The 15,992-nt window shown below is 59.3% G+C and carries 21 protein-coding genes; 7 read left to right on the top strand and 14 right to left on the bottom strand.

Annotated features, from left to right (window positions below; genetic code table 11):
• Positions 1 to 10 precede the first annotated feature (10 nt).
• From sdeY to ykgO, 3 genes are all read left to right on the top strand, one after another.
• Positions 11 to 3,157, top strand: coding sequence for a multidrug efflux RND transporter permease subunit SdeY (gene sdeY, locus ACJ8QI_RS01275; protein ID WP_060440562.1), 3,147 nt, complete (start codon positions 11 to 13; stop codon positions 3,155 to 3,157).
• Between the two features lie 186 nt (positions 3,158 to 3,343).
• Positions 3,344 to 3,598, top strand: a complete 255-nt coding sequence (locus ACJ8QI_RS01270) for a type B 50S ribosomal protein L31 (protein ID WP_004940303.1) — start codon at positions 3,344 to 3,346, stop codon at positions 3,596 to 3,598.
• 12 nt (positions 3,599 to 3,610) lie between these two features.
• Positions 3,611 to 3,751 carry a type B 50S ribosomal protein L36 gene (gene ykgO, locus ACJ8QI_RS01265; protein ID WP_004940304.1) on the top strand — a complete coding sequence of 47 codons (141 nt, stop codon included), beginning with the start codon at positions 3,611 to 3,613 and terminating at the stop codon, positions 3,749 to 3,751.
• Between the two features lie 106 nt (positions 3,752 to 3,857).
• Here ykgO and ACJ8QI_RS01260 read toward each other — a convergent pair whose 3' ends face one another.
• From ACJ8QI_RS01260 to ACJ8QI_RS01245, 4 genes are read right to left on the bottom strand one after another with little or no spacing between them, the layout of a single operon-like run.
• Positions 3,858 to 4,736, bottom strand: a complete 879-nt coding sequence (locus ACJ8QI_RS01260; protein ID WP_089185570.1) for a metal ABC transporter substrate-binding protein — start codon at positions 4,734 to 4,736, stop codon at positions 3,858 to 3,860.
• Between the two features lie 25 nt (positions 4,737 to 4,761).
• Positions 4,762 to 5,619 carry a metal ABC transporter permease gene (locus ACJ8QI_RS01255; RefSeq protein WP_038874980.1) on the bottom strand — a complete coding sequence of 286 codons (858 nt, stop codon included), beginning with the start codon at positions 5,617 to 5,619 and terminating at the stop codon, positions 4,762 to 4,764.
• Positions 5,616 to 6,329 carry a metal ABC transporter ATP-binding protein gene (locus ACJ8QI_RS01250; protein ID WP_060423430.1) on the bottom strand — a complete coding sequence of 238 codons (714 nt, stop codon included), beginning with the start codon at positions 6,327 to 6,329 and terminating at the stop codon, positions 5,616 to 5,618. Before ACJ8QI_RS01250 ends, ACJ8QI_RS01255 begins: the two co-directional genes overlap by 4 nt.
• Complete coding sequence (locus tag ACJ8QI_RS01245) at positions 6,326 to 6,466, bottom strand: hypothetical protein (RefSeq protein WP_154292170.1); 141 nt, start codon at positions 6,464 to 6,466, stop codon at positions 6,326 to 6,328. Before ACJ8QI_RS01245 ends, ACJ8QI_RS01250 begins: the two co-directional genes overlap by 4 nt.
• 272 nt (positions 6,467 to 6,738) lie before the next feature.
• On the opposite strand from ACJ8QI_RS01245, the gene ACJ8QI_RS01240 reads away from it, so the two are divergent.
• The 3 genes from ACJ8QI_RS01240 to ACJ8QI_RS01230 all read left to right on the top strand — a co-directional run bounded on the left by ACJ8QI_RS01240 (position 6,739) and on the right by ACJ8QI_RS01230 (position 7,873).
• Positions 6,739 to 7,092, top strand: coding sequence for a hypothetical protein (locus ACJ8QI_RS01240; protein ID WP_060423427.1), 354 nt, complete (start codon positions 6,739 to 6,741; stop codon positions 7,090 to 7,092).
• Between the two features lie 158 nt (positions 7,093 to 7,250).
• Complete coding sequence (tomB, locus tag ACJ8QI_RS01235) at positions 7,251 to 7,619, top strand: Hha toxicity modulator TomB (protein WP_004940312.1); 369 nt, start codon at positions 7,251 to 7,253, stop codon at positions 7,617 to 7,619.
• Positions 7,620 to 7,669: 50 nt separating this feature from the next.
• A complete protein-coding gene (locus tag ACJ8QI_RS01230) occupies positions 7,670 to 7,873 on the top strand; it encodes an HHA domain-containing protein (protein ID WP_004940313.1) in 204 nt (67 codons plus the stop codon).
• 282 nt (positions 7,874 to 8,155) lie between these two features.
• Here ACJ8QI_RS01230 and ACJ8QI_RS01225 read toward each other — a convergent pair whose 3' ends face one another.
• Positions 8,156 to 8,674, bottom strand: a complete 519-nt coding sequence (locus ACJ8QI_RS01225; protein WP_047728667.1) for a cytochrome b — start codon at positions 8,672 to 8,674, stop codon at positions 8,156 to 8,158.
• Between the two features lie 52 nt (positions 8,675 to 8,726).
• Positions 8,727 to 10,154, bottom strand: a complete 1,428-nt coding sequence (gene gbpA / locus ACJ8QI_RS01220; protein ID WP_060423422.1) for an N-acetylglucosamine-binding protein GbpA — start codon at positions 10,152 to 10,154, stop codon at positions 8,727 to 8,729.
• A 252-nt stretch (positions 10,155 to 10,406) separates the two neighbouring features.
• Here gbpA and gspS point away from each other — a divergent pair, with 252 nt between their 5' ends.
• The gene (gspS, locus tag ACJ8QI_RS01215) at positions 10,407 to 10,769 is read left to right on the top strand and encodes a type II secretion system pilot lipoprotein GspS (protein ID WP_060423419.1); all 363 of its coding nucleotides are present in this window, start codon (positions 10,407 to 10,409) and stop codon (positions 10,767 to 10,769) included.
• On the opposite strand, the gene ACJ8QI_RS01210 is transcribed toward gspS, so the two are convergent.
• Genes ACJ8QI_RS01210 through gspG form a run of 8 tightly spaced genes read right to left on the bottom strand, consistent with a single transcriptional unit; the run spans position 10,766 to position 15,972 of the window.
• Entirely contained in the window at positions 10,766 to 11,581 is an 816-nt protein-coding gene (locus tag ACJ8QI_RS01210) for a prepilin peptidase (RefSeq protein WP_060423416.1), read from the bottom strand. The genes gspS and ACJ8QI_RS01210 overlap by 4 nt on opposite strands.
• 35 nt (positions 11,582 to 11,616) lie before the next feature.
• Positions 11,617 to 12,063: a type II secretion system protein GspM gene (gene gspM, locus ACJ8QI_RS01205; RefSeq protein WP_084826740.1), complete on the bottom strand. Its 447-nt coding sequence runs from the start codon at positions 12,061 to 12,063 to the stop codon at positions 11,617 to 11,619.
• Entirely contained in the window at positions 12,060 to 13,190 is a 1,131-nt protein-coding gene (gene gspL / locus ACJ8QI_RS01200; RefSeq protein WP_187322082.1) for a type II secretion system protein GspL, read from the bottom strand. The genes gspM and gspL overlap by 4 nt, the downstream gene beginning before the upstream one ends.
• 3 nt (positions 13,191 to 13,193) lie before the next feature.
• Positions 13,194 to 14,099, bottom strand: a complete 906-nt coding sequence (gene gspK, locus ACJ8QI_RS01195) for a type II secretion system minor pseudopilin GspK (protein ID WP_442531970.1) — start codon at positions 14,097 to 14,099, stop codon at positions 13,194 to 13,196.
• Positions 14,096 to 14,707 (bottom strand): type II secretion system minor pseudopilin GspJ, encoded by a 612-nt coding sequence (gene gspJ / locus ACJ8QI_RS01190; RefSeq protein ID WP_060440570.1) that lies wholly within the window; start codon positions 14,705 to 14,707, stop codon positions 14,096 to 14,098. The genes gspK and gspJ overlap by 4 nt, the downstream gene beginning before the upstream one ends.
• Positions 14,704 to 15,051 (bottom strand): type II secretion system minor pseudopilin GspI, encoded by a 348-nt coding sequence (gene gspI / locus ACJ8QI_RS01185; protein ID WP_047728681.1) that lies wholly within the window; start codon positions 15,049 to 15,051, stop codon positions 14,704 to 14,706. The genes gspJ and gspI overlap by 4 nt, the downstream gene beginning before the upstream one ends.
• Complete coding sequence (locus tag ACJ8QI_RS01180; protein ID WP_072265458.1) at positions 14,963 to 15,541, bottom strand: prepilin-type N-terminal cleavage/methylation domain-containing protein; 579 nt, start codon at positions 15,539 to 15,541, stop codon at positions 14,963 to 14,965. The genes gspI and ACJ8QI_RS01180 overlap by 89 nt, the downstream gene beginning before the upstream one ends.
• On the bottom strand, positions 15,538 to 15,972 hold the full coding sequence (gspG, locus tag ACJ8QI_RS01175) for a type II secretion system major pseudopilin GspG (protein ID WP_047730782.1): 435 nt from the start codon (positions 15,970 to 15,972) through the stop codon (positions 15,538 to 15,540). Before gspG ends, ACJ8QI_RS01180 begins: the two co-directional genes overlap by 4 nt.
• Positions 15,973 to 15,992: the final 20 nt, after the last annotated feature.

Raw genomic sequence — 15,992 nt, 5'->3', positions numbered from 1 at the left:
CCTGTAATACATGGCTAAGTTCTTTATAGATCGCCCAATTTTCGCCTGGGTAATCGCCATCATCGTCATGTTGGCGGGGGTGCTTGCAATAATGAAACTGCCTATCGCGCAGTATCCCACTATTGCACCGCCGGCGGTGAGCATTTCCGCCAACTACCCGGGCGCAGATGCCAAAACGGTGCAGGATACCGTCACGCAGATTATCGAACAGAACATGAACGGTATCGATAACCTGATGTACATGTCCTCCACCAGTGATTCCTCTGGTAGCGTCACCATTACCCTGACGTTTGATTCCGGCACCGATCCTGACATCGCGCAGGTTCAGGTCCAGAACAAACTGTCGTTGGCCACCCCGTTGCTGCCGCAAGAAGTTCAGCAACAGGGCCTGAAAGTAGAAAAATCCAGCAGCAGCTTCCTGATGGTGGCCGGCTTCGTTTCCGACGATCCGAACATGACTCAGGACGATATTGCGGACTATGTGGCGTCCAACATCAAGGACCCGATCAGCCGTTCGTCCGGCGTAGGTGAAGTGCAGCTGTTCGGTGCCCAGTACGCGATGCGTATCTGGCTGGATCCGAACAAGCTGAACAACTACCAACTGACGACCACGGACGTAACCTCCGCCATCACCGAGCAGAACAACCAGATCGCCGCTGGCCAGCTGGGCGGCCTGCCGCCGGTGCCGGGGCAGCAGTTGAACGCCTCGATCATCGCGCAGACCCGTCTGACTTCACCGGAAGAGTTCGGCAAGATCCTGCTGAAGGTGAATACCGACGGTTCCCAGGTGCGCCTGCGCGACGTCGCTCACATCGAGCGCGGCGCGGAAAGCTACGCGGTTACCGCTCGCTATAACGGCAAGCCTGCCGCCGGTCTGGGTATCAAACTGGCTACCGGTGCCAACGCCCTGAACACCGCCAAAGGTGTGAAAGACGAGTTGGCCAAGATGGCGCCATTCTTCCCGCAAGGGATGAAAGTGGTTTATCCGTACGACACCACCCCGTTCGTTAAAATCTCCATCAACGAAGTGGTGAAAACGCTGATCGAAGCCATCATCCTGGTATTCCTGGTGATGTATCTGTTCCTGCAGAACTTCCGCGCGACGCTGATCCCAACCATCGCGGTGCCGGTGGTACTGCTGGGGACCTTTGCGATCCTTGCGGCGTTCGGCTTCTCGATAAACACCCTGACGATGTTCGGCATGGTGTTGGCGATCGGCCTGCTGGTGGATGACGCCATCGTGGTGGTGGAAAACGTCGAGCGCGTCATGTCCGAAGAGGGGTTGCCGCCGAAAGAAGCGACCCGTAAATCGATGGGCCAGATCCAGGGCGCGCTGGTGGGTATCGCCATGGTGCTGTCGGCAGTATTCGTGCCGATGGCGTTCTTCGGCGGTTCAACCGGCGCCATCTATCGCCAGTTCTCGATCACCATCGTGTCCGCGATGGCGCTGTCGGTGCTGGTGGCCTTGATCCTGACGCCGGCGCTGTGCGCCACCATGCTCAAACCGATCCCGAAAGGCGATCACGGGGTTAAAACAGGCTTCTTCGGCTGGTTTAACCGCATGTTCGAGAAGAGCACGCATCACTATACCGACAGCGTGGGCAACATCCTGCGCAGCACCGGCCGCTATCTGATCATCTACCTGCTGATCGTGGTTGGCATGGGCCTGCTGTTCCTGCGCCTGCCTTCCTCGTTCCTGCCGGACGAAGATCAGGGCATCCTGTTGACCATGGTGCAGCTGCCTGCCGGCGCCACCGAGTCCCGCACCAACAAAGTGCTGGAAGAAGTCTCCGACTACTTCCTGAACAAGGAAAAGGACAACGTGGTTTCGGTGTTTACCGTCGCGGGCTTCGGCTTCAACGGTAACGGCCAGAACAACGGCCTGGCATTCGTCAGCCTGAAAGACTGGGGCGAGCGTCCAGGGGCCGGGAACAAGGTCGAAGCGATCGCGGGCCGTGCCATGGGCGCGTTCTCGCAGATTAAAGAAGGCCTGGTGTTCCCGTTCAACCTGCCGGCGATTATCGAACTCGGTACCGCAACCGGCTTCGACTTCGAGCTGATTGACCAGGGCGGCCTGGGGCACGAGAAACTGACCGAAGCGCGTAACCAGCTGTTGGGCATGGTTGCTCAACATCCGGACGTGCTGGTTGGCGTGCGCCCGAACGGCCTGGAAGATACGCCGCAGTTCAAACTGATCGTCGATCAGGAGAAAGCCAAGGCGCTGGGCGTCAGCATCACCACCATCAACAGCACGCTGAGCACCGCCCTGGGTGGTTCGTACGTCAACGACTTCATCGACCGCGGTCGTGTGAAGAAAGTGTACGTACAGGCCGAGGCGCCGTTCCGTATGCTGCCGGAAGACATCAACAAATGGTACGTGCGCGGTACGAGCGGCCAGATGGTGCCATTCTCCGCCTTCTCTTCGGCGAAATGGGAATACGGCTCACCGCGTCTGGAACGCTATAACGGCTTGCCGTCGATGGAAATTCTGGGCCAGGCCGCACCGGGCAAGAGTACCGGTGAAGCGATGAACCTGATGGAACAGCTGGCGTCCAAACTGCCAAGCGGCATCGGTTACGACTGGACCGGCATGTCCTATCAGGAACGTCTGTCGGGCAACCAGGCGCCGGCGCTGTACGCCATCTCGATTCTGGTGGTGTTCCTGTGTCTGGCGGCGCTGTATGAAAGCTGGTCCGTGCCGTTCTCGGTCATGCTGGTATTGCCGCTGGGGGTTATCGGTGCGTTGCTGGCCGCCACGATGCGCGGCATGAACAACGACGTGTACTTCCAGGTGGGGCTGCTGACCACCATAGGCCTGTCGGCGAAGAACGCCATCCTGATCGTGGAATTCGCCAAAGACCTGATGGAGAAAGAAGGCAAAGGCCTGATCGAAGCGACGTTGGAAGCGGTGCGTATGCGTCTGCGTCCAATCCTGATGACGTCTCTGGCCTTCATCCTCGGGGTTCTGCCGCTGGTTATCAGCAGCGGTGCAGGCTCCGGCGCACAGAACGCGGTAGGTACCGGCGTAATGGGCGGGATGATCACCGCCACCGTCTTGGCGATCTTCTTCGTACCGGTGTTCTTCGTGGTGGTTCGCCGCCGCTTCAGCAAGAAGAGCGAGGACCTGGAACACAGCCATCCGGTAGAGCACCACTGATCGCTCAGTGATGTAAGCTCCACCCGATAATCGAAAAGGCCGCGCATGCGGCCTTTTTCTTTTGCTTCAGTTGCTTAATGCAAACCGTTCTCATTAATTCACTCTTGTGTGCAATTTGCGCTTGATCGCAATGCCAGGTCGGCGCATAATTATTGTTATAGTATAACATTACACGAGAGAGCCATTATGAAACCCGGCATCCACCCCGATTACCGCACAGTGGTGTTCCACGACGTCAGCGCCAATGCCTACTTCAAAGTGGGATCGACCATCAAAACCGATCGCACCATCGAACTGGACGGCGAAAGCTGGCCGTATGTCACCCTCGACGTCTCTTCCGCTTCGCACCCGTATTACACCGGCAAGCAGAAAGACTATTCCAAAGAAGGCAGCACGGCGCGCTTCCAGCAGCGCTTTGGCCGCTTTATCGGCAATAAGTAACAAGGAACCCCCATGCAGGTATTGAGTTCATTGCGTTCGGCGAAAAATCGCCACCCGGATTGCAAAGTCGTGCGTCGTCGTGGCCGCATCTATGTGATCTGTAAAAGCAATCCGCGATTCAAAGCGGTACAGGGACGTAAGAAAAAGCGTTAACTCCAAAGTGTCATCTGTCGCAAAGCCCCGTTGCTGCTCAACGGGGCTTTTTTTATGGCGAGAAAGTGCCTGTAGGCCGTCCCCCGCCGGCAGGCGGGGGCGGAGATTACTTCATGCTGCTCAGCAGCGCGTCGACATTGTGCTTGAACGCCTGCTCATAGGTGGCCGCCGGGCCGCCCGCGCGGGAGAGCGCTTCAGGGTACAGCTCGCCGCCCGCCTTGGCGCCGGTGGCGGCGGCAATCTGTTTCACCAGCCGCGGATCGGTCTGATTTTCGATAAAGTAAGCGTTAACCTTTTCCTGTTTGATCTGCTTGATCAGGCCCGCCACGTCGCTGGCGCTGGCTTCTGCCTCGGTGGAAAATCCGACCGGGGCAAGGAAGGTGACGCCATACTCTTGCCCAAAGTAGCCAAAAGCATCATGGCTAGTCAGCACCTTACGTTTCTGTGGCGGTACTGCCGCGAACTGGGTTTTGGCCCACAGATCCAGCTTTTGCAGTTGCTGAATATAGTCGGCTCCGCGCTGACGAAAATAGTTGGCATCCTCGGGATCGGCGGCAATCAGGGCATTCATCACGTTGGTAGCGTACTGTACGCCGTTTTTCATGCTGTTCCAGGCGTGAGGATCGGTAATCGGTTTCCCGTCCTCTTCCATCTGGCGGGTACTGATCCCCTGTGAAGCGGTGATCACCTGCCCTTTATAACCCGAGGCGCTGACCAGGCGATCGATCCACCCTTCCAGCCCCAGGCCGCTGACGAACACCACATCAGCCTGAGCCAGCTTCTTGCCGTCCTGCGGTGAGGGCTCGAAGCTGTGCGGATCGCCATCCGGCCCCACCAGCGTGCTGACCTTGACGTGATCGCCGCCCACCTGTTTGACGATATCGCCCAGAATGGAAAAGCTGGCGACGGCGTCAACGGTCTTCGCCATCGCCCATGGGCTGGCCAGCAGAGCAGCGACCGCCAGCGATATAGGTAAACGTTTCATACTTTCTCCTTGCAAATGGCACTTCTCAACGGCGCGCGAAGGCGCAAATGCCTCCGCGCGTTCCAAACAGGATCGAAACGAAAAAGATGACGCTGGCGCTGAGCACGATCGCCGGGCCGGCAGGCAGCGAAGCGTAATAGGACCACACCAGCCCAATCACGCTGGAAAGCGCGCCGATGCCCATCGCCGTCGCCAGCGTCTGCGGCAGATTGCGCGCCCAGAAGCGCGCGCTGGCGGCGGGCAACATCATCAGCCCCACCGACATTAAGGTGCCAAGGATCTGGAATCCCGCCACCAGATTGACCACCACCAGCGCCAGAAACAGGCCGTGGATCAGCGCCAAGCGGCGCGGCGCGTTGACGCGCAGAAAAGTCACGTCGAAGGATTCGATCACCAACGCACGATACAGCGCCGCCAGCGCCAGCAGCGAAACCGAGGCGATCGCACCGACCATCACCATGGCCTGTGCATCCACCGCCAGAATCGAACCGAACAGCACGTGCAGCAGATCCACGCTGGAACCGCGCAGCGAGACCAGCGTGACCCCCAGCGCCAACGACCCCAGATAGAACCCGGCAAAGCTGGCATCCTCTTTCAGCGGCGTGCGGCGGCTCACCAGACCGGACAGCATCGCTACTGCCAGCCCGGCAATAAAGCCGCCCACGCCCATCGCCACCAGCGACATGCCGGAGATCAGATAGCCGATCGCCGCGCCCGGCAACACCGCGTGTGACAAGGCATCCCCTACCAGGCTCATGCGGCGCAGCAGCAGAAACACGCCCAGCGGGGCGGCGCTGAGCGACAACGCCAGGCACGCCATGAGCGCGCGGCGCATAAAACCGAAAGAGAGGAAAGGATCGATAAGCGCATGCCACAGCATCATGGCGACACCGCCCGCAGATCCGGCTGCCGTTCAGTGGCGTGATACCTCGGCACCTGCTCCAGCACTCGCTCGGCCGCGCCCCAGTGGCAAGCCTGCGGCGTCAGCAACAGCGCCTGCGGAAAATGCTCGGCAACCATCGACATATCGTGCAGCACGGCGATCACCGTTCTCCCCTGCCGGTGCAGCTGCGCAATCACCTGCAGCAAAATTTGCGTGGTGGCGCTGTCGATGCCGGTAAAAGGCTCATCCAGCAGGATCAGCGGCGCCTGTTGGACCAGCAGGCGTGCAAACAGCACTCGCTGCAGCTGGCCGCCAGACAGCTCGCCCACCGGGCTGTGCGCCAGCGCACTCATGCCAACGTTCGCCAGCGCCTCATTGACCTGGCTCGCCGCACGCTTGTTCATGCCGCCGAACATGCCGCTTTGCGGCCAACAGCCCATCGCCACCAGATCGCTCACCGCGATGGGGAACTGCCGGTCCAGCTCCGCCTGCTGCGGTAAATACGCTCTGCGCGGTGGCTTTCCGCCGCTAAAACTCAGGCTGCCTCCCAACGGCGGCAACAATCCGGCGAAGGTTTTCAGCAGCGTCGACTTACCTGCCCCGTTGACGCCCACCACCGCAGTGAGCGATCCGGCGGTAAACTGCCCGCTCAGCGGCGGGAAAAGCGGCGTGGCCCCATAGCCAATCGCCAGCTGACGCAAGGTAATCATGGCAGCGACACCGCCCAGAAAATGCCGAGCCACAGCAGGGCCAGCAGCGCAACGGCCCCCGCACAGCGCACGGCAGCGGAGGTGGTAAACAGCGAATTCAGTGACGACGCGGCGTCATGTTGTGAAGAGGGAGTCAATGTCGTGATCAACGCGATGAATTAATGGTTATAATATAACATCACACTCACTGCGACGTCTCAAGCTCTGCCGTGCCAATTAATGCAACGGAACGTAACAGCCCCGCGCAGCGCGCTCTCCCCCGCCACGTTCCCCCTTATCAACCTCAGGGATATTCCCGTTCGACAGAAATGTTGGCATAGGGTAAAGAACTGCGGTAAATCGAAAAATTTACCGACGAGGCCGGAAAAGGAGTAAGATAAGCAGATAACATTGCTGTTGGCCGAGATTAATGCTTGTTACCCTTGCCTGTAGCCTGGAAGTGAACGCACTTTCTGTTAAAAAATTAAAGAAAGTGATTAATGACAATATAGCGGAGTTAGTGCCGGCGCTGACCAGCGGACTCAGTTTTTATTCTGAAAGCGCACGCTATGCCGAGGATTCATTAGAAATACTTGATATAGTGCCACAAGGTGACGGCGGTTATTCAATGAGTTATCGCTATAAGTGGGGCATTTTTAATGCCTGTCTGGATATCAATAGCGAAGATATCATCAACGACAGCGTCCGGTTTCGAGTGACGGCGCGGGGTTTAATCTTCGACATCATTGATAACTCACGTCCATCAACTGCGGATGAATTGTAAGTTTACGTAATAACTGCAGGCCAAACGCGAAAAAATGATTTATATTCATTTTACGGGAAGTTTATTTAACCACCGTTAAGCTGCCTCCGTTCATGATGTAAATCAGCTTACTCACATAGTGTTATCACACCGCAATTAAGACTTACGGAGGGGATGATATGGATGAGTATTCGCCTAAGCGACACGACATTGCTCAGCTCAAATTCTTGTGCGAAAATTTGTATGATGAAGGCATCGCGACCCTGGGAGACAGCCACCACGGGTGGGTCAACGATCCGACATCCTCCGTCAACCTGCAGCTTAATGAGTTGATCGAACATATCGCTTCGTTTGTGATGAGTTATAAAATTAAATACATGGACGAATCAGACCTGTCGGAGTTAGTCGAAGAATATCTCGACGATACTTATACGCTGTTCAGCAGCTACGGTATCAATGATTCCGACCTGCGCCGCTGGCAAAAGACCAAGGCGAGATTATTCAGAATGTTCTCAGGAGAGGACATCTGTACGACAATGAAAACTTAGGGGATAATTATTCCCGAGCTATTTTACGGTTATTAAACTAAAAGGCCACCATGACTAAAACCGACTATCTGATGCGTTTACGTAAATGCACCACGATTGATACTCTCGAACGTGTTATTGAGAAAAATAAGTACGAGCTTTCCGATGATGAACTGGAGCTGTTTTACTCAGCGGCCGATCACCGTCTGGCGGAGCTCACCATGAACAAACTGTATGACAAAATCCCCACCTCCGTTTGGAAATATGTCAGGTAATCAGACCCCAACGCGTTGAGCCGATGCTTTTATCGGCTTCAATGTCCACGTTGAATACGTATTTTTCCTATTGACAATGAAATGTTAATTACGTTCATCTTTATCGTTAATAATAAATAGACACACTTCTCTGTTCCTGTTCGGGGTATAACGCGATTAACGCGTGATGACTCTCGCCCCTGCTTTACGGCCACCAGCGTAACGGCCATGCCGCCAACTCCCCTATGCTCCTCGCGGCCACGCCGCCGCACTGCCTCCGGGCGGCGTGATCGCCCCGTAAAATCAGAGCATGCGGCGCAAAATCGCCTGCCGGGCAAAACAGTGGTGTTTAATCACCGCCGCGACGTGCAGCACGATCATGGCCGACAGCGCGATACACGCATAACGGTGCACGGCGAAAAAGAAGCGGTTAACGTCGAGATTTGCAATCGGGCGTGGGAAGTCAATCGCGCCGAAAACGGCAAAGCCGTGCTCCAGCATGAGGAATCCGCTGAGCAGCACCACGAAAATCAGCAGGTAGAATATTTCGTGCAGCAAATGCACCAATCCCTTCTGGTGCCCTTGCAACATATCGCCATAGGGCACCTTCGGCCGGAAAAAGCGCCAGATAAAGCGCGCCGCCATCAGCGGTGTCAGCACCAAGGCCAACGACATATTGGTCACGGAGAAAAAAGCGAAGATGCGCGCATCCGTCATAAAATGCAGCGAATAACCAACGATCATTACGTAGATCATGACCGCGGCAATGCCCCAATGCAGTAACCGACTGAAAAGATCGTAACGGGCAGGTTCGTGTGACATAAAACTCCTTGAAAAGCGGCCATCGCTGGCCGCTTGGCTATCCGATTTACGCTTACTTTTTCAGGATCCAGGCATCCTGCCAGTTGGATCCCACGCCCGGCTCATAATGAGTCGCGCCGCTGTTCCACTGCATGCAGTAACCGCTGTAAGGGAAAGGTTTGCACTGATACACCTTACCGTTCTTCGGCTGCAGCACCGTGGTGCCGGCGGTGTATTTACTCAGCTCGTTCGGGAAGACGAAGTTGTAGTCGCCGTTGCCGCCACCGCCGGTGGAGTCTGCTTCCAGGTTGAAGTTTTCGATATCAGGCTGAATGCTCTGCCCGTTGTCGTTGCTGGCGATCACTTTCAGCATGTGGTGGCCTTCGCTGACGTTGGTCAGCGCGATGGTCAGCGGCTGGCTGGCGTCTTCCAGCGTCTCTTTCACATAGCCTTTCTCCGTCTGGCCGTGATCGTAAACGCGCGCTTCAACCGTCAGCTTGCCTTTGACCTCGGCATTGAAGGTCAGCTGGGCTTTACCGTCCTTGATCTTGGTGCTGGACAGATTGCCGATGCGGATCTCCTCGGTAATGGCCGGCGTTTCTTCCTCATAGGAGATCACTACGCTCTTCATCGGGCTACCCTGCTTGGCGAAGACCGCGTTATTGCCGAATACCGGGTTGACGTTGCCTTTGCCGTCTTTCACTCCGGCGCGCACCGTTTTCTGCTCGACGTTGATCTTGGTTGCCAGTGCGTGGCTCCAGCGGTTTTTGTCGGTCAGCGCCTCGCTGTCGATCGCCAGCTCGGTTTTCATCGCCAGCACTTCGCCGCTCGCGTCGAAGAAGCGAGCGATCACTTTATCGCCAACCTGCAGGTTTTTACCGGTGAGGGATCCCTGCAGCTGCTTGCGCCATTCGGATACGACGCCGTCGTCCTCGAAGTTGACGTCAACCACCTGATAGAAACTGTTCACCGTGTCATTGATTTCCCACACGCCGTAAATCACCTGATAGCCGGTTCTCTCCGGCACCACGCACTGGTGCACTTCGCGATCTTTTGGCGCCTGAGCATGGCCATCAACCTCGCAGAACGGCTCTTTTTCGAAAGCCTCACGCGACAGCGGCTTGTTCACGTCCCAGTCTTGTTTGGTGATGTAGTAACGCCAGTTATTGGTTTTGTGCTTGGCGGTGTGGTACCAGGTGAACGTCTGCGGCCCCGGCTTCATGGTGTTCAACGCCCAGACGTTGACGCCCTGGCGATCCAGCGGTTCGAAGCCATTAACCCCGCCGCTGGCCAGCTGGCCGTCGAGCGGCGTAGCGCCGCCAGGGAAGCCGGAAATCTGCTCAACGCTCTGCGGTTCCCACTGCGCCCGGCCGCAGTCGGTGTTGCTGCCCAGCTTGCACTTGTAGGCGCGGCTTTCGGGAACTTCGATATACCCATGCGACCAGGCGGCCGACGAGGCAGCAAGCGTTGCCATCATCAGGGCGATTTTGGATAATTTCATTACGACTCCAGTTAAATTTATTGGATTCCAACTGAGTGAGAAGAAACTCAAAGAGATGCGGCGATACCGCGAGAGGAATAATAAGTAGAAGCCCTGAACGCCCGGCACTTAGAATGCATTAAAATAATAAAACCTAATACGGCCAAGATATTAAATGGCATGACAAACGTTTAAAATAATCCGGAAATCGCGAAGCGCCGCCTTGCGGCGAAAGAAATAAGCGCACCGTTCCTATTCCACAGAGAGAATAACGTGACATTGAAAAATATCGCCGCAGCGGTCTTGGCCTCCCTGCTGCTCTCCGGCTGCCAGCACGCCGCCAAATCGGCCCCTGACGCCGCCGCCCAACGCGACCAGCTGTCGTCGCTGGTCGGCGCCGGCTTGTTTTTGAGAGAGCGTTGCAATCGCGCCGACATCCCGGCCGACGATAAGCTCACGGCGGCGGCGCTGCAGGAAGCAGAGAAAAAAGGGTGGTCGCCGGCGCTCAATCGCGCCCAGTTGCTTGCTGCAGGTCAACGCGTCGCCGCACAGCTGGCGGCCGACGCCACGCCGCTGCAGGAGAAGTGCAGCGAATTCAATCGGTCACTGGCGCCCTTTCTAGCCCAGCTCCGTTAGCCCCCCAGCGGCAGCGCAAACCATTGGCAGGCCACCGCGCCTGCGCCCGCCGTCGCCAGCCCCGGCCCGAAAGGCAGGGGCTGAGTTCCATCACCGCCGCGCCATACGCGCAACAACAGCCACAGCAGGCTGCCGGCGGAAGCAAACAGCAGGATCGACGGCAAAGCGGCATACCCGCCCCAGGCGCCAAGCGCCGCCAACAGTTTAAAATCGCCGTATCCCAGCCCCTCGCGGCCGGTCGCCAGACGAAATGCCCAATACAGCAGCCACAGCGTCAGATAGCCCGCCATCGCGCCGACCACCGCCGCCGGCAAAAAGGCCGGGTGCGCCAGGCAATGCCACAGCAACCCGCCCCACAACAGCGACAGCGTCAGGCAATCCGGCAGGAGTTGGCGCTCGCTGTCAATCGCCGCCAGCGCCAGCAACAACGCAACAAACGCCAGCATGAAAAACCAATCAACCCCGATGCCGAGACGCCAGGCCAGCATGATTCCCATCAGCATCAGAAATAACTCCACCAGTGGATAACGCACGGGAATAGGGCTGCGGCAATAACGACAGCGGCCACGCAACAGCAGCCAACTTAATAGCGGAATATTATCGAACGCCGATAATTGTTTTATGCATGACGGGCAAAATGAACGCGGCCAAACGAGATCAAATCGCTCGGCCTGCGTCGTTTCTATTTCACGCTCAAGCATGATAGGCAGCCGATAAACGACCACGTTAATAAAACTGCCGACGCACAGACTCAACACGGCGCTAAATAACAGCCAGTGTTCATCCGCCGCCGCGTTTAGGGCGAATAGCATGATTTTTCTGATTCCTGATGATTCGTTAGCGTGGGTTACATCGGCGGCTGCGTCGTTACCTGTAGCCGACTGACCTGCACTACGCCCGGCGCCTGCCCCGCGCGCTCCACGGTGAGCGCGAGCACGCGGATACCGTGCTCGCGCTGCAGGGCAGCCAACCACGACAGCAGGCTTTCGAACGGCACGGGCGGCAGCCTCACCCGCATCTCCGCGTCACTTTCCGTCAGGTCGGCGAGGGGAATGCGGTACGCTTGCGCGCTCTGCCGCAGCCGCTCCGGCAGTTGCTCGCGCGCAGCGGCGCCCGGCGGCAAGCGAGCCTGCAGTTGCTGGATGACACGTGCCTGACCCTGCAGCGCCGCCAGCCGTTGTGCGCTTTTCTGCGCCTGTGAAAACTGATACAGGCAGTAGCCGCAGGCTACCAACAACAACAGGCTTAACAACACCGCCCGCCGCAACGCCTTATCGTGCCACCCGATATTCATCGCTCACCTCTCACCGTCAGGACCGCCTGGTTGGGTGCGCCGCCTTCGCTGAACGTCATACTGACCTCGCCATCGTTAACCGGTGCCGGCAGCGGCACGTCGTTTCTGTTCACCGTCACCACCAGACGATCGTCGGCAGCGTCGAAAGCCAGCGCCTGCAGCTGCGGGGGCGCCCATAAAGCGAGTGCCCCGGCCGCGTAGGGCAGCAGCCTGAACAGCTGCGGCGCATTCAGGGCGTCTTGCATACGCCGCACCTGCGCTTTCGCCGCCTGTTCCGCAAACGCCGGCGCGGTCTGGCCAGGCAGCAGGCGCTGAGACAGTACCGCTATCCGGCTCTCGTTCTGCCGGGCCATCTGTTGGTGATGCAAACCGCCCACCAGCAGCGAACCACTGAGCAACAGCAGCGCGCAGACGGTCTTATCGGGCAGGCGACGCGGCCAGCGTACACTCGGTTTGAAACGCCCCTGCAGCAGCGTGGCGGGGCTGCTCCAGGCCTCTTGCGCCAGTTGCCAGAGCGGATCCTCGTCAATGCGCGCCGCTTCCCAGCCCGCCGGAATCTCCCCGCCGCAGTGCAAACACCAATCCGGCGTCGGCAGCGGAGTGCAATCCCGCCAGGCATCGGGCAGCGACAAGCTCTGCCCATTCCCCGTTCGGATCAGCCAGCGATCGCGCCAGCGCAGCGCGCTGCATTGGCCCGGCAGCGGCAATGCCAGCACGTCGGGCAGCATTTTATCGGCGCGAATGCCGCAGGCGCTCAGGCGCTCGACCCAGCCCTGCATCTGCGCCAGCGCGACGCCGGCGAGGGTGAAATCACGCTGCGCCTTGCCCAGCACCGCCCAGTGCATCTGCTCGGTATCGGTCAACAGCCCGGCCTCGTGGGCGTAGGCCAGCGCCAGTGGCGTCGCCTGCCGGGCCTTGCCCTGGAATGTCGTTTGTCTCAGCACCACATGACGGGCAGGCACCAGTACCACGACTCGGCTGCCCTGCGCCATGGCTGCCAACTCGCCGCCGCCGTCGGTCAGATCGAGGCGGGCGCCAAAGCGGCAGCGCGTCTCGCCGACGTGGCCCCAGCGCACATCGGCCATCGAGTCCTCGCTCAGCGCGATAAGCAGGATTGTGTTCGCCACCCTTTACCCCTCCCCACTGTCGAACTGGCGTCCGCTGACCGTGATGCCTGACTGGCCCGGTTGCCACGCGCTGACGAGCCGATAGCGCCCGTCATTCAGCGTCAGCTGCAGCTGCGCAATCCAGCGGCTGTCGTCGAACTTCAATCGCTCGTCGAGAGCGTCGTCATCCAAGGCTTGCAGCGCTTTTTCCTGCGACAAAAACGTCAGCGTCTGCCACCCCTGCGGCGAGCGGGCCGCCAGCAACGTCCGCAGCCGTTCTCCGCCCAGGGCGTTCATCAGCATCGCCCGCAGCAGCGGCAACCGGGCCTCATCCACGGCGTCCGGGTTGATCTGCAATTCAGCATCCGGCGCCGCACAAAGCTGCGGCGCGAGGCGCAGGTATAGCTCACGATCGATACCGGCCAGCTCCCGCAGTTCGCTGATATCCCCCATCAGGTACCCTTCGCCATAAGCCCGGGCGACGATCGCATCGGCAATCGCGCCTGCCTGCGCGTCGGCGATGCCCAGGTTGTTCAGTAACAGCATGAATATCCGCCTCTCTTTATTGGGGGGAACCCCCTCGCTATCTCCGACCTCCGTTGGGCCGGCGGCGCGGATCAGGGCGTTTACGTTGAAACAGGCATCGACCCGGCGCAGGCGTATCGCCACTTCCCCCTCTTCGGTACGCATACTGAACGCCGCCCCAGAGGCTCCCCAGGCCTTGCGCTGCTCTCCTGCCTGCCGCCACCGCTGTTGGGCGTAGATCTCCCCGCCCAACAGCAGCCATTTCGCCCTCAGCCGATCCTGCTGAGACTGGGTGCGCGCCAGCGAACGCTGCCAGTGGTCATTGATATTGACCGCCACGATCGCCATCAGCGACATCATCAGCAGCACCATCAACAGCGCCATACCGCGTTGTTTTTTCATCATGGCCTCGCCGAGGGCAGCGCGATGATGCGCCGTATTTCTCCCAACGCGGGGGTCTCGACGGTGATCTCCACCGCCTGCGGCAGCAGCCCGCCGGCGCGCCAGGCCGTCAACCATTCGCCTTGCCGGTAAAAACGCAGGCGGAACCGCGTCACCTCCGGCAGCAACAGCACGCTGCGCGCCGTCGCCTGCGGGCTGCTCAAATTCGGGTAGCTGAGGCGCTCCAGCCGCCCCTGCCGGTGGCGATAGGCCACCCGCTCCTGCGTGGCACGCGGCAGCCGGGCCTGCGGATTCGACCAGCCGCTTCGGATCAGCAACAGCTGAAAATCCACGTCTTCCCCCTCCGCCGTCTGCAGCACCGCGAATTCCGGCGCCGCCGGCCTGCGTTTATCACCGATCGGCGCACGCGCCTGTGCATGAGCAAAATCGCGCTCGACGATCGCCAGCGCCCGTTGCAGCTGGGTCAGCTGCGTCGATTTGCGCTGGGTAATTTCGTCGTTTTTCAGCACGCCCCTGAAGACCGCCAGGGCGGTGAGCGACAGCATGGCGAACAGGGCGATGGCCAGCAGCATTTCCACCAGCGTAAAACCGCGTTGCAAAGCGCGCTTCATGGCAACCCCCGGTAAGCCTGTAACTCCGCCAGCACGTTGCGATCCTGCGGATCGCGCCTGACTTCGATCGCGATCGCCCGCATTCCGGCGTCGCTGGTCTCCTGCCCACGATAACGCCAGTGCCAGGTCTCACCGGCCATCACCGTGGTGCCCGAATGCCAGGCCAGCGTCGGCGGCTGCGGATCGAGCTGCAGCAGCGTCAGCTGGTTGTCCGCTACCCACAGCGCAACGGTCTTGGCTTCGATCTCGCTCAGGCTACGCACCTGGCCGCCGGTGCTGTTGATCAGCGCCAGGCAACCGATGGCGAAGATCATCAAGGCCACCATCACTTCCAGCAGCGTCATGCCCTGCTGGCGTCTCATTTTCCGCGTCATCGCAACGAATGTCCGTCGTTTCAAATACAAAGTAACCGGGCGCCTGCAATCGCCACAGGCACCGCCCTTGCGACAGCACTACGCTGAACGCCGTGGTTTCGCCCCCCGGATACAGCCACACCTGCGGCGGCCGCGCCGCCGCGTCATCGAGCGCGACGGTTTGCCCTTCAACGCTCAGCCACAGCGCGATGCCGTCCGGCAGGGCGTATGCCTCCCGGCTCGCCTGCCCCGCAGCGGCAACGCTGCGCCAACCGCCGCTGCCGAACGCCACGCCATAACTCACCCCTTCGCGCTCGGCCCGCTCGGCGAGGGCATTCAACCAATGGTTCAGCCGCTCCCCCTGCCGTGCCAACGCTTTCTCATCCGCCGGAAAACTCAGCATCACCAGGCCGCTGGTCACCCCCAGCAGCAGCAATACCAGCATGATCTCCAGCAGCGTAAAGCCGCGTATGCGCCTCATGGCGCGTCGGCGTCGGCCACCCAGTTGCCGATATCGTCATCGGTGTCGGCGATGCCGTCCGGCCCCAGAGAAAACACGTCCAGCTTGCCGTGACGCCCCGGATTACGCAGACGATACTCCTGCCCCCAGGGATCTTGCGGCAACCGGCGGATATAACCGTCTTCGGGATAATTTCTCGGGATCGGCGCCAGCGCCGGCCGGGTCACCAGCGCCGCCAGCCCCTGTTCCGCGCTGGGATAACGCCCGTTGTCCAGCTTGTACATATCCAACGCGTTCTCCAACGCGACGATATCGCTGGCGGCCTTTTGCCGATCGGCCTTCTCCTTGTTTCCCATCAGGCTTGGAATAGTCAGGCTGGCCAACAGCCCCAGAATGACGATCACCACCATGATTTCCAGCAGCGTAAACCCTCGCTGCCGCGACCTGCGCATCTTGCTGATATGACTCACTT

The sequence above is a fragment of the Serratia sp. CY84636 genome (assembly GCF_052166245.1).
Taxonomy (GTDB): Bacteria; Pseudomonadota; Gammaproteobacteria; order Enterobacterales; family Enterobacteriaceae; genus Serratia; species Serratia nevei.
Note: the sequence above shows the minus strand (reverse complement) of the source record. Positions and strands in the feature narration are given on the sequence as shown.

What these genes read in the sequence shown, in the direction of transcription:
- ACJ8QI_RS01250 (WP_060423430.1), bottom strand. Translation starts at nt 6,329, where the DNA reads ATGATTACCTTGCGTCAGCTGGCGATTGGCTATGGGGCCACGCCGCTT.
- gbpA (WP_060423422.1), bottom strand. Translation starts at nt 10,154, where the DNA reads ATGAAATTATCCAAAATCGCCCTGATGATGGCAACGCTTGCTGCCTCG.
- gspG (WP_047730782.1), bottom strand. Translation starts at nt 15,972, where the DNA reads ATGCGCAGGTCGCGGCAGCGAGGGTTTACGCTGCTGGAAATCATGGTG.
- ACJ8QI_RS01230 (WP_004940313.1), top strand. Translation starts at nt 7,670, where the DNA reads ATGACTAAAACCGACTATCTGATGCGTTTACGTAAATGCACCACGATT.
- gspK (WP_442531970.1), bottom strand. Translation starts at nt 14,099, where the DNA reads ATGATGAAAAAACAACGCGGTATGGCGCTGTTGATGGTGCTGCTGATG.
- gspJ (WP_060440570.1), bottom strand. Translation starts at nt 14,707, where the DNA reads ATGAAGCGCGCTTTGCAACGCGGTTTTACGCTGGTGGAAATGCTGCTG.
- ykgO (WP_004940304.1), top strand. Translation starts at nt 3,611, where the DNA reads ATGCAGGTATTGAGTTCATTGCGTTCGGCGAAAAATCGCCACCCGGAT.
- ACJ8QI_RS01255 (WP_038874980.1), bottom strand. Translation starts at nt 5,619, where the DNA reads ATGATGCTGTGGCATGCGCTTATCGATCCTTTCCTCTCTTTCGGTTTT.
- ACJ8QI_RS01210 (WP_060423416.1), bottom strand. Translation starts at nt 11,581, where the DNA reads ATGCTATTCGCCCTAAACGCGGCGGCGGATGAACACTGGCTGTTATTT.
- gspM (WP_084826740.1), bottom strand. Translation starts at nt 12,063, where the DNA reads ATGAATATCGGGTGGCACGATAAGGCGTTGCGGCGGGCGGTGTTGTTA.
- ACJ8QI_RS01240 (WP_060423427.1), top strand. Translation starts at nt 6,739, where the DNA reads ATGCTTGTTACCCTTGCCTGTAGCCTGGAAGTGAACGCACTTTCTGTT.
- ACJ8QI_RS01180 (WP_072265458.1), bottom strand. Translation starts at nt 15,541, where the DNA reads ATGAGGCGCATACGCGGCTTTACGCTGCTGGAGATCATGCTGGTATTG.
- sdeY (WP_060440562.1), top strand. Translation starts at nt 11, where the DNA reads ATGGCTAAGTTCTTTATAGATCGCCCAATTTTCGCCTGGGTAATCGCC.
- gspI (WP_047728681.1), bottom strand. Translation starts at nt 15,051, where the DNA reads ATGACGCTGCTGGAAGTGATGGTGGCCTTGATGATCTTCGCCATCGGT.
- tomB (WP_004940312.1), top strand. Translation starts at nt 7,251, where the DNA reads ATGGATGAGTATTCGCCTAAGCGACACGACATTGCTCAGCTCAAATTC.
- ACJ8QI_RS01270 (WP_004940303.1), top strand. Translation starts at nt 3,344, where the DNA reads ATGAAACCCGGCATCCACCCCGATTACCGCACAGTGGTGTTCCACGAC.
- ACJ8QI_RS01225 (WP_047728667.1), bottom strand. Translation starts at nt 8,674, where the DNA reads ATGTCACACGAACCTGCCCGTTACGATCTTTTCAGTCGGTTACTGCAT.
- ACJ8QI_RS01260 (WP_089185570.1), bottom strand. Translation starts at nt 4,736, where the DNA reads ATGAAACGTTTACCTATATCGCTGGCGGTCGCTGCTCTGCTGGCCAGC.